Below are 14964 nucleotides of genomic sequence, written 5' to 3'. Positions count from 1 at the left end.
GGTTGGGGATAAGAGTTCAGAGGTCGCTGTTGGCTGATCGGTCGTGAATCCCGGTTTTGGGCCCATGTTGAGGGCGGGGAAGTCCAGGACCACACCAAGATGGCAGCCGTGGGGACCGTCAATGTCGCGATGAGTGCCGACTTCCAGGCACGGCTTCTTCGCTTGGGCAACGTCGCAGTGGGAACCGATTTTATTTGAGCTTCATCCTTCATTTTTGATCTCCATCAGTGAGGTCGGGATCGATTGTTGAGTCAGTTCCGTCGAGTTGGATTGTCAGTTGATCCAGCGCGAACTGAAGCAAACGCAGTTCTGCGTTGAAGTGAACTGCGTCCCAGTCGTCGGTGGTCGGAGTGGGGGCCGCGGGGGCGCTCGGTGGCATCGCGATCAACCGTCGCGATTGTTCGATGATGGTTGGTGGCGACGGTTCCGTGTGAGTGTTTTCTGGCGGGCGGTGGTTCCAGGTTGCAATCGCGAACACCACTGTCAGCAGGCCTGCCGTGGCAAGCGTCCATCGAAGGGAGCGTTGCGGGCGACGTTCGTTGAGCGAGTCAGGCAGTCGATTGGCCGTTGGGTTTCGCACATGGGCGTTGACCTCACGCAGGAGCGTGACCGTCTCGTCTGCGGAGTCGATCCGAAGCGTGAGGTCAGGTTCCATGAGGCGAGCGACCAAGTTGTCGAACCAACGAGGCATTCGTTCGTTGATCTCTTGGATGGGTTTGGCGCGTGTCTCGGTGATCTTTCGCAGGACTCCGAGAGGGGACTCGGCGCGGAAGGGCGGTCGTCCCGTTGCCAGCGCGTAGAGCAGACTGCCCAAGCTGAACAGATCGCTGCGGGCGTCCAAGGGTTCGCCGCGAGCTTGCTCTGGGCTCATGTACTGCGGTGTGCCAGCGATCATGCCGCTGTTGGTTAGCGTGGCGTCATCGAGTGCTCGAGCGAGTCCAAAGTCGCTGATCAGGACGCGACCGTTGCCTTCTTCGATCAAGATATTGGCGGGTTTGATGTCTCGGTGAAGCACGCTGTTCTTGTGCGCGGCTGACAATCCTTCGGCGATTTGCAGGCCGATCCTAACGATTTCGATCAGTTCCAGCGGGCCTTCGCGATCAAGGCATTGTTGCAAGTTTCCGCCGTCGATGCAGGGCATCACCAGGTAAGGCAATCGAGCGTTCGGGACAACGCTGTAGATCGGTACGATGGAAGGATGCACAATCGCCGCGGCGGCTTGTGCCTCTCGCATGAAGCGGGTCCGCGCCGCACCAACGCCGGCGAGATGAGGGGAGAGGACTTTGATCGCAACCGGTCGATTCAGTTCCGGGTCCAAGCCTCGTAGCACGACGCCCATGCCTCCTTGTCCGATCACGCTGTGAATCGAGTATTGGTCCAAGGTGCCAATTGCAGGCGCGTCATCGACGGCGTCTGAGCGTTGATCCCGCAGTGGTTGCAGCAGGGGACGGATCCAGTCCAAGGACGCGTCGAAGGATCGCTGGGGTTCGGCCGGATCGCTCGGGGGTTTAGAAGCAGGCCGGCTGCTTTGGTCGATGAAGGTGCTCTTGCTGAGGACTTCGACTGTCTCGTCCCACCACATGGGCTCGCCGGCAATTTCCTGTAGTTGCGACCGGCAATGCTGGCAATTGCTGAGATGAAACTCGATGCGATCCGCTTCGGGGGCAGACAATCGCTCGTCAAGCAACTCTCGTAGCTTGTCCAATTCAAAGTGTGGGTTTTGCTTGGCAATCATGATGCGTTCAATCACTCAAACGTTGATGGACGAGTTCGCGAATCCGTTTGAGGATTCGGCACCTGGCGACATAGACCGAGCCTTCGGAGATGCCCAGGTCGGAGGCGACGGCCGCGATGGATTGGTCCTCCACGGCGGTTCGCCAGAACGCGATCCAGTTTCTTTCGCCCGTGCGTGATCGCACCTTGCTTGCGGCCCAGCGAAACAATTGTTGGCGATGATCACGATCAAACTCGTGCGACAATTCTGCGTCCTGTTGAGTGCCGTCGATGCCTTGCTCGTTGGAGGCAACGGCGTCGATGATTCGAACGATGCTGCTGCCTCCATTCAGTTCGCGGCGAGACTGAACCGATCTCAGTCGGTCGATGGTTGCGTTTCGCGTGATTCGGCTGAGCCAACCGCGAAAAGAGCCTTGGGCGGTCACGTCAAACCGCTCGATCGCACCGGCGACCGACATCAGAATCTCTTGCACAATCTCGCGAGCGTCCGCGTCCTGCACCCCACGCCGTTTGATCAGGCGGTAGATCACCGGCTCATAGACGGCAGAGAACTCGGCCCAGGCGAATTCATCCTTGGAATCACGCAGTCTCAAAAGCAGACTTGCGCGAGTCGTTGGTTCGGCGGCGGTGGAATCGAAATCCAAAACGCAGTTCCAGGTGGGTGGACCGACTGTTCAAAGAGTCTCACGGATGTCCGAGCCAAACATTGCGCCCAATCTTAGAAAATGGCGAAAATCCTGGTGCTTGCGATTGTGTCTGTGCCCAGCTTCACTGGTGGTGGTGGCGGATCCAGTTCGCAGCGTCGGCCAGGCTTTCTTCAAACGGCCGGATTTTGTAGTCGAGTTCGCTTTGGGCTCGCGAACTGTCGTAGTAGTGGTATTGGCTCGACATGCCCACGGCGGCGCTGTTGAAGTCAACTTCGTGTGGCAGCAGTTTGCCGACCACGTCGCCGGCGACTCCTGCGATCCATCGCTGAGCCGGCCCGGCACGCATGAGCGGTTGGCGGGCACCCATCGCCTCGGTCATGGCTTTCCACAGTTCGAGGTATCGCATGTTGTGGCCAGCCAAGATGTATTGCCGGCCCGCGGGGATTTTATTGCTGATCAGCTTTTCAGCGGCGCGGATGGCGGCGGCGGCCACGTCTCGCGAATCGCAGGTGCTGTTGCCGCCTGAAGGTGAGAGCGGCCGCCAGGCTTTGCTGACTTCCAGAAGCATCCGGCCGCTGCTGGGTTTCCAATCCCAGGGACCGAGCATGAACCCCGGGTGAACCAAGACGGCTTTCAGGCCATCTTGGACGCCCTGCAAAACGACCTCGTTGCCAGCTCGTTTGCTGAGGACGTAGCTGCACGGGATTTGCCCGCCTGCGTGGTCCAGCGGAGTGTCTTCGTTCGCCACGCCGTTGCGGTCCGCGATACCGAGCGTGTTGACGGTGCCAACGTGAACGAGTTTGCAATCGTGATGCAGGCAGGCGTCGACGATGGTTTGGGTGCCGTCGCGGTTGACGGCCATGCTGTCGTCGAGGCGTTTCCAACCCAGGTGGATCATGCCGGCGGAGTGAATGACCACATCGCAGTCAGCCACCGCATTTTCGATCGCGGTTTGATCGAGGAGGTCGCCGTGAGCGAACGTCGTGTTGATCCCATCGAAGACCTGGGGATCGGGTTCGCCTCGCACCAAAGCGATCAGGTCATGTCCGGCGCCCGACAGTTGGCGAAGGATCGTGTTGCCCAGCAAGCCAGTGCCGCCAGTCACAAAGACTCGCATGGTTATTCCTTGGGGACCAACGGAATCAGGAGTGGCATCGACCAATGGGGTAGCGGAACTCGTCAAGAGTTTCGGTCTGCATCGTGAATTGCCGAAAGTCTTGGCGACTTCCGCTACGGCCAGAACGACTTTTCCTAGCGGTGACGCAACCCTAAGACGTTTGGCCTTCGTAGTTTCGGTCGACGAATTTGGTGTCCACGGTGCCGTTTACGAAGGCTTCGTTTCGGAGGATCCAGTTGTGGAAACCGACGGTTGTGGTGATGCCTTCGACCTGCAGTTCCTTCAAAGCACGAAGCATCGTCGCGATGGCTTGTTCCCGCGTCGGGCGATGGACGATCAGTTTGCCGATCATCGAATCGTAATACGGAGGCACCACGTAACCGGTCTGCACATGCGAATCGAATCGAACGCCCATGCCGCCAGGCACGAACATCGATTTGATTTGCCCAGGGCAAGGTTGGAAGTTCTTCGTTGGATCTTCCGCATTGAGCCGGCATTCGATCGCGTGGCCGGTGCAAGTCAGTTCTTCTTGACGGAACGACAGCGGCAGACCAGCGGCGACGCGAATTTGTTCTTGGATCAGGTCCACGCCGGTGATCATTTCTGAAACCGGGTGTTCGACTTGGATCCGCGCGTTGACTTCGATGAAGTAGAAGTTGTAGTCCTTGTCGACAATGAACTCGACCGTTCCCGCGCCAGCGTAATCCGCACCAGCGATCATTCGCACGGCGGCATCGCAGATCGCTTCGCGGCGGTCTTGCGGCAGGTCGGGGCTGGGGGCTTCTTCGACGAGTTTTTGGTGGCGCCGTTGGACGCTGCAGTCACGTTCGAACAGGTGGCACACGTTGCCGTGCGAGTCCGCGATGACTTGGACTTCGATGTGACGCGGTTGCTGGATGAATTTTTCCAGGTACACGCCACCGTTGCCGAATGCCGCGATGGCTTCGTTGCGAGCCGCTTCGAGTTGGCTCTTAAGAACGTCTTCGGTCTCGGCGACCCGCATGCCTTTGCCACCACCACCGGCGGTGGCTTTGATCAGCACGGGAAAGCCGATTTCTTTCGCGGTGTCGATGGCTCGATCGAAGTCCGCGATCAATCCATCACTGCCGGGAACGACGGGGACGTTTTGCGCGATCGCCATCGAACGAGCGGTGTTCTTGTCGCCCAGTTTGTCCATCGCGGTTGGCGAGGGGCCGATGAATTCGAACCCGCTGCTGCGGCATTGCTCGTTGAACTGAGCGTTCTCTGCCAAGAAGCCATAACCGGGGTGGATCGCGTCGACGCCGGCCACTTCGGCCGTGGCGATGATGCGATCAATTTTCAAGTAGCTGTCAGCGCTTCGGTTGGTGCCAACGCAGTACGCGTGGTCCGCCAACTTGACGTGCATGGAGTCCTTGTCGGCTTCGCTGTAAACGGCGACCGACTCGATACCCATTTCGCGACAGGCGCGAATCACACGCAGCGCAATCTCGCCTCGATTGGCGATCAAAATTCGTTCAAACATAGACTTCAGCCGTCCACCTGGACGCGGAACAAAGGTTTACCGAAATCGACGGCTTGTTGATCGCTGACCAGCACCTCGACAATCTTCCCGCGGCATTCGGCAGGAATCTCGTTGAAGACCTTCATTGCCTCGACGATGCAAATCACGGTGTCGTCGTTGACCACGTCACCGACTTTGACAAACGGCGGCGATTCAGGATTGGCTTTCGAATAGAACGTGCCAACCATCGGCGAGTTGATGGTGATCGTCCCGGCAGTGTCACCGCCGGCGTCGCCACCAGCTGGGGCCGGAGCGGGAGCGGCGGCCGGCGCAGGTGCTGCAACGGGAGCCACTGCGGCGGGCGCGGGAATCATGGCGGGAGCTGTTCCACCACGAGTCAGTTTGATCCGATCGTCGCCCTGTTGCAGGTCCACTTCGTTCAGTTCGTGTTGTTCCATCAACTCGACGATCTGGCGAATCCGATCGATGTCAAACACATCCCCGTCGTCGGGTGTTTCCGATTTCATACGAAGTCCGATACCTGCAAAGTCCAATGTTTCTCGAATCCAGATGGGATCCGAGCAACCTTTTGTGGGTGAAGATTAAGTTTGCACGTTTTACACAACAAGACGACAATCATCGAGACCCTTCGGAAGGGTGCTCAGACGCTCAAATCCATCCGCTGTGACGAGGATGTCGTCCTCAATGCGAATTCCAAATTCGCCCTCGAAATACACGCCTGGCTCTACAGTAATCACCATCCCCTCGCGGAGAACCTCGGTCGACATCGGGCCCATGCGTGGATCCTCGTGAATTTGCAATCCAAACCCGTGTCCGAGCCCGTGTTTGAAAGCGTCGCCCAGCCCCGCTTTTTGCAGAACCTGGCGAGCCGCTCGGTCCACTTCGATGGCTTCCACCCCGTCGCGAATGGCGGAGATCGCAGCTTCTTGTGATTCCAAAACAGCTTGGTAGGCGGCTTCAAATCGATCGGCGGTCGTTGATCTCACTTCGGCTTTGTGCAGTGTCCGGGTCAAGTCGCTGCAGTATCCGTCGACGCGAGCCCCCCAATCGATGAGCAGCGTTCGGCAATCTGCCAGGGCAATGTTGCGAGGGTGATAGTGGGGCAGGGCACCGCTGGGTTCGGCCCCCGCGATCACGTCGAAGGCGACTCCGGACGCTCCCAGACTTCGCATCGTCGCTTCGAGTTCGTGAGCGATTTGCAGTTCGGTCATCTGCGGCGTCAGTTTGTTGGTGACGCTGAGGAAGCTTCGCTCGGCAATCGCGATGGCACGCCGAATCGTGGCCAACTCATCGGCGTCTTTGATCGAACGCAGTGTTTCGACCAATCCGCTGGTATCGACCCACTCCATCGTTTCAATCTGTTCCTGCCACTTCCGAAGCGTGGAAACTTGCACGTGATCAGCCTCGAAGCCAATCGTTTTCAGCGACAAATCGCCCAGATACTCCGCCAGCAACGCGACCAAAGTCTGGCTGGGCGGCCGAATCGCACTTTCCAGGTTCGGGCATTCTTCGGCAATTTGGGTTTCGTAGCGGCGATCGGACAGCAGCGTTGCTTTGCCGTCGGGACGGACCAGCAACCAAGTGCTGTCGCCGGTGAATCCGCTGAGATATCGCACGTTGACTTCGCTGCAGATCAAAATCGCGTCCATCTGCTGGTCCGAATCGGCGATGGATTGCACAAGTCGTTCAATACGCTCTGTCATGAAGTCGATATCCAGTGGTGATGTTGAGTCGGCCGTTTCGCGGCAGATGCTTTTCGTCGACGGACCGAGGCGGAAGCCGCCGCCCGGCGATTGGCACTGTGCGGGCTGGCATTGTGGGCCGAAATTCGGCACCTGTCACCCGTCGGGCATCGACTGATATCATGCCGACGATGGACCGCGAGCCCACTTGGCTCAATCCCCGATCTTTTCCCCGTTGAACCCACCCGCACATCCCGATGAAAACTGACGAACTCCGCGAAAAATATCTGGCGTTCTTTGAGACCAAAGGTTGCGTCCGCCAACCCAGCGACGTGCTCGTTCCGGCTTGGGATCCTTCGGTTTTGTTCACCCCCGCGGGGATGAACCAGTTCAAAGACCACTTTCTCGGCAAGGTCAAACTGGACTTCACTCGTGCGACGACCTGTCAAAAGTGTTTGCGAACGGGTGACATCGACAATGTCGGCCGGACCGCGTTTCACCACACGTTCTTTGAAATGCTGGGCAATTTTTCGTTCGGCGACTACTTCAAGGAAGAAGCGATCCACTGGGCGTGGGAATTTTTGACCGACAAGAAGTGGTTGGGCATCCCCGGCGAGCGATTGACGGTCACGGTCTACAAGGATGACGACGAAGCGTTTGGGATTTGGCACGAAAAGATCGGATTGCCGACCCAACGCATTTCGCGAATGGAAGAAGACGAAAACTTTTGGCCGGCATCCGCTCCGAGCGAAGGGCCCGACGGAGTTTGCGGTCCCTGCAGCGAAATCTATTACCAACTCGAAGACGGCAGCGATGTCGAAATCTGGAACTTGGTGTTCACCCAGTTCAATCGTGTGGGAACGCCGCCGGACAACTTGCATCCGCTTCCCAGCAAGAACATCGACACCGGTATGGGGCTGGAGCGAACCGCCAGTGTCTTGCAAGGCGTGCCAACCAACTTCCACATCGACAGTCTGTTTCCGATTGTCGAAGCGGCGTCGGAAGTCTGCGGTGTGAAGTACGAATACGAGAGTGACAACGGGCGGCGACTTCGCCGGATCACTGACCACGCGCGAGCCAGCGTTTTCGCGGTTCATGAAAACGTGTACCCCGGACCCAAAGACGCTCGCTCGGTCATTCGCCGTTTGATTCGCCGCGCGGTGTTGGACGGGTACCAAATGAATTTGCGAGAGCCTTTCTTGTACAAGCTGGTCGAAGCTGTCGCGAATGCGTCCAAGGCTGCTTACCCAGAACTGGGCCAAACGACCCAACGCGTCAGCGAAGCGATTGAGTCTGAAGAGAAAGCATTCTTCTCGACCATCGATGGCGGGATGAAACGCATTCACCGTTTGTTCGAAGAGATGAACGACGAATCATCCGTGATGGTGCCCGGTGCCGACGCTGCGGATTTGTTGACGACCTATGGTGTTCCACCGGAATTGGTTCAAACGCTGGCCGCCGAGCAGAACTTCACGTTCGATTGGTCGGGCTTTCGCGAAGCGATGGACAAACACGCCGACGAAAGCGACGGCGGACAACGCGTTCTGTTCCAAACCGGACCTTTGGAAACGCTGAAAGAGGCTTTGCGTGAAACACCGTTTGTTGGCTATGACCAAACCGAAGCTTCGGCAGTCGTCAAAGGCATCATTACCGGCGATGGCAAAGGCAAGGGCGACGACGGGCAATTGCTCAGTCACCTCGATCGCCCCGAAGACGCGATCTTGCGATTGGTGCTGGACCACTCACCGTTCTATGGCGAATCGGGCGGCCAAGTTGGCGACATCGGTGTGATCGCAAACGATCACTTTGAATTTGAAGTCATCGACACGCAGCGACACGCTTCGTTGATTGTGCACCACGGACGATTGGTTCGCGGCAAGATCAGCGAAGGCGAAACTTGCACGGCAACGGTTGATGTCGAGAACCGCACCGCGCTCGCACGAGCCCACAGTGCGACTCACATTTTGCACCACGCACTGCACAACCATGTTGGTCGCCATGCGGAGCAACAGGGCAGCAAGGTTGAACCGGATCGCTTGCGTTTTGACTTCACTAACCCCAAGGCCATCGACGACGAGACGTTGGTGAAGATCGAACAAGATGTGCTGAGCATGGTTGGCAGCGGCGATGAAATTCGCTGGGACACCGTGTCGCTTGCCGATGCTCGAGAAGCGGGTGCGATGATGTTGTTTGGCGAAAAGTATCCCGACCCATGCCGGATGGTTTCGATGGGAACGTTCAGTCGCGAATTGTGCGGCGGGACTCACCTGACCAACACCAATCAGGTTGGCTCGTTCGAAGTCGTTGTCGAGGAAAGCGTTTCCACGGGAACACGCCGAATCGAAGCGCTGACGGGCGGCCGTGCTAAGGAACACCGCGAGCAAACACAAGCGTTGCTGAATGAGGTGGCGGGCAAATTGAACTGCGATGCTTCGCTGGCTTCCGCCGCCACGGTTGCGTTGATCGAAGAAGTTCGCCGGTTGAAGAAAGAGTTGTCGTCCGGCAAAGCGGCCGACTACCCCGCCGAGTTTGTCTTCGATGCCAAGGCAGCCAATGCCGAAGCGACTGACACAGATGACTACAACGCAGTGCGAGCGGCAGTTCGCGGTTTGACTCGCCGATTGAACGTTGCGATCACCGATGTGTTGGGCCGTTTGGATTCGTTGTTGGCGGATCGCTCGAAGTTGGTCGAACAGCTCAAACAAGTCACCGCGGGCGGCAAAATCTCCGCCGATGACTTGATCGCGGACGGAACCAAAGTCGGCGACACGTTGTTGATCGTCGTGGAAACACCAGGTGCCAATCCAAACATCATGCGTGGTTGGATCGATCAGATTCGCAAGAAGAGCGACGCCCCGACGGCCGTGTTGTTGGCTTCGGCGATGAACGAGAAAGTCATGTTGGTCGGTGGCCTGAGTCGCGATTTGGTCGATCGCGGATTGAAAGCAGGTGATTGGGTCGGTGCAGCGGCCAAGGTGGTCGGCGGCAGCGGTGGTGGACGTCCTGACATGGCTCAAGCCGGTGGCAAAGACGCCAGCAAATTGCCCGAAGCTCTCCAGCAAGCTCGCGAAACGATGACCGAGAAACTGGGTTAAGAGCCGCCTCTTGCTTGCCTTTCATTTCCTGCCACGGCCACCAAAGATGGGATGCTTTGCTCCTCATGAATGAATCAAACGAGTTGACTCCCAATACGTTCTATATCGAGGTGACCGGTGCGGGATTGCCTGAAGTGGATGGGCTCTTTGTGCCCTCCACGGCGCCGCCGGCTGAGTCTGAGTCGGGGACCGTTTCCAGTCTTGGGTATTGGAATGGCAAGATGGCCTGGGATCGTGCGGACGGAAAATCTGCCAGAAGCCCGGCGCTGTCGTATTCCAATACGTATCGATCGTGGAGGATCTGTCGGCTGGATGGGCACCTCGCTTATGACATCACCTGTGAAGATGAATTGCCGCCAACGGACCGACCATGGCATGTGTACAAGAAGGGCGTCGCACCCGCTCCCGAGGTTGTGATCCATCATCATGACCCACGGCAGCCATGCCCAAAACCGAATGTCGTGTTCGTGCTCGGTGGTCCCGGCGCCGGCAAAGGGACGATGTGTGAATTGGCCGAGTCCCAACTTGGCTGGGTCCACTTGTCGACCGGCGATTTGCTGCGAGCCGAGCGGGAAGCCAATGGGCCTCATGCGGCGACCATTGAAGAGATCATCGCCGCGGGAAATTTGGTCCCCAGCACAATCGTTGTGAAGCTGCTCCAAGAAGCAATGGAAGCAACAACACGACGCACTGGCAACCGGAATTTCTTGCTGGACGGGTTCCCGCGATCGGAGTCCAACTTGGAAGCGTGGCGTGACGCGTTTGGCGGACACGCTGAACTGCCAAAGATGCTGTTCTTTGAGTGCCCGTATGACGTGCTCGAGAAACGAGTCTTGGCTCGAGCAAAATACACCGGCCGGCAAGACGACAATTTAGAAAGCTTGAAGTCGAGGTTCGATACCTTCAAAGCAGAAACGTTGCCGACCGTCGAATATTTTCGGAAGTTGAACCGGTGCGTTGAAGTGGACACGAGCTTGGACCGTCAGACGGTCTACAAGCTTGTTTGTGAGAATCTGTCCGAGCACACCGATTGCAGTCTGGCGAACAAACCGCTGTCCGAGAGAGCCGAAATGCTCCTTGGGTTGAGGCCATTCCCGAACTAGACCGGTTCCAAAAACCTGTAGCACGGCGGTCCCCGCCGTGAGTAAAAGTCTGGCGATAGCTCGGGGTTTCTAAGGGTGACGGCAGACCGCGAACTCTCGGATGACACACCGGGCGGCTCGCGCCGCTCCGCTAATAGTCTTCGAGCAAATACTTTGCTGCAGCATCTCCCTGGTGGGACCACCGAGCTACAGTTTGTTCAACCGGGAATGAAATCGCATTCTGCCGTTAGCGATTGAGCGAACAGCGTCAGCAATTTCGCGATTGCTTCGATGTCACCCAGGCTGATCGTTTCGACCGCTGAGTGCATGTAGCGGTTGGGGATGGCGACCAAACCGGTGGCAACGCCCGAACCAGAAACCTGTAGCACATTGGAATCGTTCGGCGCGGCACGGCCGAGTGCAGCGGGCTGGTACGCGATGTCATTGTCATCGGCCAATTGCATCAGCCGTTTCGCGACTTTGGCGTTGATGTTTGGGCCGCGGTAGATGACAGGACCGCCACCGATCTTGATATCGCCTTGCTGTTGTTTGTCGATCGTTGGGCAATCCGATGCGTGCGTGACGTCGACCGCGATGGCCACGTCCGGTTGGATACGCCCGGCCGCGGTCTTGGCTCCACGCAACCCGATCTCTTCCTGCACGGTCGCGACACTGTGCAGTTCACACTGCAAAGCATCGTCGGAAGTCGCACAACGCCGAGCTGTTTCGATGACAGTCCACATTCCAGTTTTGTTGTCCATGCCGGGACCGCTGACCAAGTCGCCCAGCAATTCGCGGTAGGCGAGGTCCAGCGTCACGCAGTCACCGATGCGGACTTTCGATTTGGCTTCGTCACCATCTTTGGCTCCGATGTCCAGCCACATTTGTTCCAGCTTGACGACTTCGCCGCGTTCTGCCTGGGACAGAAGGTGAATCGGCTTGCGGCTGATGACCGCTGAGACTGGCCCGTCGTCGGTCCACACTGTCATGGATTGGCCGATCAGTTGCTGTGGGTCCCAGCCGCCGATGGTTTGGGCGTACAAGAAACCTTGGTCGTCGATGTGCGAGATCAGCATTCCGATTTGGTCGCAGTGGCCGGCCAGCATCAACTTGGGGCCACCCGCTGTGCCAACTCGCGCGGTCAAGTTGCCGTGCACGTCGATGGAGACTTCTTCGCTGTGCGGTTTCAGGTACTGGCCGATCAGTTTTTGGATTGGCTCTTCGTAGCCCGAAGGACTGGGAGTCAGGATTGATTGCTTGAAAAATTCGAGCGGTTGCATTTCAGTTGTCATCGAAGTTGCGAGGGCGGAGTTGGCAGAACAAGGCTTTCTTCTGGTCGGGCAACGAATAGTCGAAGCCACATGATTTGAGGAAGTCTTCGGAGGAGCTGATCGCGAGAATTTCCATCACCCCGAGCGTGCGGGCTCGTTCGATGCAGTGACCGACCAGCTTGCGACCCAAGCCCAAACGTTGAGCCTCGGGGTGCACGGCCAAACATTGCAGTTCGGCCAGCTTCGGGCTGTAGACCTCGATCGCGGCAAAACCAATGCAGCGTGGCTCGACCATGGCGACATAACCGTGGCGAGTCAGTTCGATGATCTCGGCTTCGGTGCGAGAGAGCAGCAGGTGCTGCGAAACAAACGGACGCATCAAAGCGTGGATGGCGAGGGCGTCCAACGGAGTTGATTGCCGCACGGTCACTTCGTCCATCGACAGCGATTCCCCCGGCGGAGAAACCGGCGGGGCGTTGACGATCGGAGCGGGATCGGGGGAGGGAATGTCAGCCAAAGCGAGCGTCTTTCAAAAACGAAGTTTCACCGGCAGTTGCAGTCGGAGGCCACCAAAAACACGAGTTTAACAAATGCCGCCGATCCTTCGCGGGGGCATCGGCGGATCACGAAAGATCCCAAATGAGAAGACCCATATGAGAAGGGGAGGGTGTTCGTCCCCAGCCAGCGTCACCGAAACGAAATCGACCGGTGACTCGTCGCGATCAGGACGATGGCAGATCGTTGACCCGCAGCAACAGCATCACGTGCTGATCGTCTTGCATGTGATCGGAATCGCGAAGCATTTGCCGAGCCAATCCGAACGTGGGTTCGGTTTCGTCCGGTTGATGCACCGGAGCGATCAGCAAAGTCAGGTGAGGATTGGCCGCCCAAGACAGATTCATCTCGGGCAACTCCCATGTCGAGCGTCCGGTTGCCAATCGTGTGGCGGCTTCGCTGCTGATGAAACGTTGTTGAACCGAACCGTGTTGAATTTCGGGACGGATGTCCAACGTGACTTGTCCGGGCCCCGGTCCCAAGGTTGGCGTCAACGAGAGTGACATCTGAGGCGAATCCAACGAGCGACCCGTGAGTTTTCCATTCTCTTGTGCCAGCACCACATGGGCACCATCGAGCACGTGAGAAACTGGAAGCTCGTGCCGCTGCGAAGGCCGCAAAGGAATCGTGTCGACTCCGGAGGGGCTTCGGCCCAGGATTCCGGCGGTGGATAGCAATCGATCGATGGGGTCGCCGCCCGCGGCCATGTTTTCTTCCGCCGTGTCAGGCAACGCATCGGGAGTCGCGATCAAACCGATGCGAAACCCGTTGGCCAGCCAGGCTTCGCGGACCTTGGGTGGGAAAGCCGTTTCGTCGATGTGCTGCCAGAGCGATTCGTCGAGGTCTTGCGTGCTGACATGACGGAAGTCAGCTTGCAACGAAATCGTCTTGCGGCTCTTGTGAGTGAGCTTGGAAACCTGAGTGTGCTTGGTACCTGAGTGCGACTCGTCCAGAGTCCCGTCCGACCAGACACCGTTTTGAAACAGCGAGCATCCTGATCCAAGCGTCACAAACGCCAGTGCGCAAGCAGCCCACCAACACCGCATTGGTGCCGAGAGAGTCATTCGTTCGTGGGAACGAAAATACACGCGGGAATGCCGTCCAACCAAATCGGAAAGAACCTTGGGATCATCTATCGAGCCGACACTACGAATCCGCGACAAACGATGTCAAGTCAACTCCGCCAAGGAATCACGACGCTTCAGTTTCACAGAATGCGACAGCGATCAAAAAAAACTGTAGCACGGCGGTCCCCGCCGTGAGTTTGCGCTCGTCTCGGCAGGGGACCACCGAGCTACAGGTTGGGAATGTGGGGTTCAATATTCAATGCTGGTCCAGAGGGATCCTGTGAGAGAATACCGCCGTTTGGAAGACTCAGCGAGAAATTGGACTGAGGATGAGTGGCAAGAAAAATTCGCCGGTCGAATGGGCTTACTACGACACAAAGTGTGATGTCTTGGAGTCTCGTCGCAATCTCCCGCATCTCGATATGAATGGGGTTCTGACCTTCGTTACATTTCGTCTTGCCGATTCGATGCCGAAGCAGGTGGTTCAACGTTGGCACGCAGAGATCGAAAATTGGCTTCAGCAGAATGGGCTGGATGATTGGTCCGTTGATCAGGTGTTGCAATCACCAGCGGTTGATCCATCTATCAAGCGAGAGTTGAGGTTTCACAAGAATCGTCGATGGCATGGTCACCTGGACGACTGTCATGGAGATTGCTGTTTACGCGACATGACGGCACGCGATGTCGTTGCGAAGTCACTGCGGTTTTTCGATGGTGAGCGTTATGACCTCGAGCGGTTCGTGATCATGCCCAATCACGTGCATGTTTTGCTTCAGATGCAAGATGGTTTCTTGCTTCGAAACCAACTACGAGAGGTACTGAGGTTTTCGGCGCGAGAGATCAATCGCCAATTGGGGCGTCGAGGGAGTTTGTGGCAAAGCGAACCGTTTGACCACATCGTTCGCAGTCCCGAACAGTTCGAATATCTGCAAGGCTACATCGACCGCAATCCGTCCAACGCTCGCCTAAACGAGTCGGAATTCACACTCTGGACTCGTGAATGAGTTAAAAACCTGTAGCACGTCGGTCCCCGCCGTGAGTTCATGCTCGTCTCGGTGGAGGACCACCGAGCTAGTGCGCCTGCAAAGGCGATTGAATTGTCAGGTGAAAGTCCTGATCGGGGAATTCGTTACCGCCCCGTAGCTGATGGTAACTGCGTTTTCAACAGAAAGGGTGGAGAGCAACCAAAAGCGAATGAGCAGTCCGTAAC

Annotated in this window: 12 protein-coding genes; 3 read left to right on the top strand and 9 right to left on the bottom strand. The window is 57.4% G+C overall.

Translation table 11 applies throughout. The features are described 5' to 3' along the window. Window positions 1–208 precede the first annotated feature (208 nt). From CEE69_RS25930 to CEE69_RS25905, 6 genes are all read right to left on the bottom strand, one after another. Window positions 209–1735, bottom strand: a complete 1527-nt coding sequence (locus CEE69_RS25930; RefSeq protein WP_233215648.1) for a serine/threonine-protein kinase — start codon at window positions 1733–1735, stop codon at window positions 209–211. Between the two features lie 7 nt (window positions 1736–1742). Continuing rightward, a complete protein-coding gene (locus CEE69_RS25925) occupies window positions 1743–2378 on the bottom strand; it encodes an RNA polymerase sigma factor (RefSeq protein WP_099263498.1) in 636 nt (211 codons plus the stop codon). A 124-nt stretch (window positions 2379–2502) separates the two neighbouring features. After that, the gene (locus tag CEE69_RS25920; protein ID WP_099263497.1) at window positions 2503–3498 is read right to left on the bottom strand and encodes an NAD-dependent epimerase/dehydratase family protein; all 996 of its coding nucleotides are present in this window, start codon (window positions 3496–3498) and stop codon (window positions 2503–2505) included. 151 nt (window positions 3499–3649) lie between these two features. Continuing rightward, the gene (gene accC / locus CEE69_RS25915; protein ID WP_099263496.1) at window positions 3650–5002 is read right to left on the bottom strand and encodes an acetyl-CoA carboxylase biotin carboxylase subunit; all 1353 of its coding nucleotides are present in this window, start codon (window positions 5000–5002) and stop codon (window positions 3650–3652) included. Between the two features lie 5 nt (window positions 5003–5007). Continuing rightward, a complete protein-coding gene (accB, locus tag CEE69_RS25910; protein ID WP_099263495.1) occupies window positions 5008–5508 on the bottom strand; it encodes an acetyl-CoA carboxylase biotin carboxyl carrier protein in 501 nt (166 codons plus the stop codon). 90 nt (window positions 5509–5598) lie between these two features. Continuing rightward, window positions 5599–6705 (bottom strand): M24 family metallopeptidase, encoded by a 1107-nt coding sequence (locus CEE69_RS25905; RefSeq protein WP_099263553.1) that lies wholly within the window; start codon window positions 6703–6705, stop codon window positions 5599–5601. Between the two features lie 236 nt (window positions 6706–6941). On the opposite strand from CEE69_RS25905, the gene alaS reads away from it, so the two are divergent. Next, entirely contained in the window at window positions 6942–9779 is a 2838-nt protein-coding gene (alaS, locus tag CEE69_RS25900; protein ID WP_099263494.1) for an alanine--tRNA ligase, read from the top strand. Window positions 9780–9844: 65 nt separating this feature from the next. After that, window positions 9845–10882, top strand: a complete 1038-nt coding sequence (locus CEE69_RS25895) for a nucleoside monophosphate kinase (RefSeq protein WP_099263493.1) — start codon at window positions 9845–9847, stop codon at window positions 10880–10882. Window positions 10883–11079: 197 nt separating this feature from the next. On the opposite strand, the gene CEE69_RS25890 is transcribed toward CEE69_RS25895, so the two are convergent. From CEE69_RS25890 to CEE69_RS25880, 3 genes are all read right to left on the bottom strand, one after another. After that, window positions 11080–12141, bottom strand: coding sequence for a M42 family metallopeptidase (locus CEE69_RS25890; RefSeq protein WP_099263492.1), 1062 nt, complete (start codon window positions 12139–12141; stop codon window positions 11080–11082). A gap of 1 nt (window position 12142) precedes the next feature. Beyond that, window positions 12143–12571: a GNAT family N-acetyltransferase gene (locus CEE69_RS25885; protein WP_199169955.1), complete on the bottom strand. Its 429-nt coding sequence runs from the start codon at window positions 12569–12571 to the stop codon at window positions 12143–12145. Between the two features lie 283 nt (window positions 12572–12854). Further along, window positions 12855–13823 carry a hypothetical protein gene (locus tag CEE69_RS25880; RefSeq protein WP_099263550.1) on the bottom strand — a complete coding sequence of 323 codons (969 nt, stop codon included), beginning with the start codon at window positions 13821–13823 and terminating at the stop codon, window positions 12855–12857. A gap of 260 nt (window positions 13824–14083) precedes the next feature. Here CEE69_RS25880 and CEE69_RS25870 point away from each other — a divergent pair, with 260 nt between their 5' ends. After that, a complete protein-coding gene (locus CEE69_RS25870) occupies window positions 14084–14758 on the top strand; it encodes a transposase (RefSeq protein ID WP_233215646.1) in 675 nt (224 codons plus the stop codon). Window positions 14759–14964: the final 206 nt, after the last annotated feature.

This window comes from Rhodopirellula bahusiensis (genome assembly GCF_002727185.1).
GTDB classification, from domain to species: Bacteria; Planctomycetota; Planctomycetia; order Pirellulales; family Pirellulaceae; genus Rhodopirellula; species Rhodopirellula bahusiensis.
This window is presented reverse-complemented; position numbering and strand designations above follow the sequence as displayed.

Bases quoted from the DNA above. Each gene is read 5' to 3' on its own strand.
- alaS (WP_099263494.1), top strand. From the start codon at position 6,942: ATGAAAACTGACGAACTCCGCGAAAAATATCTGGCGTTCTTTGAGACC.
- accB (WP_099263495.1), bottom strand. From the start codon at position 5,508: ATGAAATCGGAAACACCCGACGACGGGGATGTGTTTGACATCGATCGG.
- CEE69_RS25885 (WP_199169955.1), bottom strand. From the start codon at position 12,571: ATGGACGAAGTGACCGTGCGGCAATCAACTCCGTTGGACGCCCTCGCC.
- CEE69_RS25895 (WP_099263493.1), top strand. From the start codon at position 9,845: ATGAATGAATCAAACGAGTTGACTCCCAATACGTTCTATATCGAGGTG.
- CEE69_RS25890 (WP_099263492.1), bottom strand. From the start codon at position 12,141: ATGCAACCGCTCGAATTTTTCAAGCAATCAATCCTGACTCCCAGTCCT.
- CEE69_RS25905 (WP_099263553.1), bottom strand. From the start codon at position 6,705: ATGACAGAGCGTATTGAACGACTTGTGCAATCCATCGCCGATTCGGAC.
- CEE69_RS25930 (WP_233215648.1), bottom strand. From the start codon at position 1,735: ATGATTGCCAAGCAAAACCCACACTTTGAATTGGACAAGCTACGAGAG.
- CEE69_RS25870 (WP_233215646.1), top strand. From the start codon at position 14,084: ATGAGTGGCAAGAAAAATTCGCCGGTCGAATGGGCTTACTACGACACA.
- CEE69_RS25920 (WP_099263497.1), bottom strand. From the start codon at position 3,498: ATGCGAGTCTTTGTGACTGGCGGCACTGGCTTGCTGGGCAACACGATC.
- accC (WP_099263496.1), bottom strand. From the start codon at position 5,002: ATGTTTGAACGAATTTTGATCGCCAATCGAGGCGAGATTGCGCTGCGT.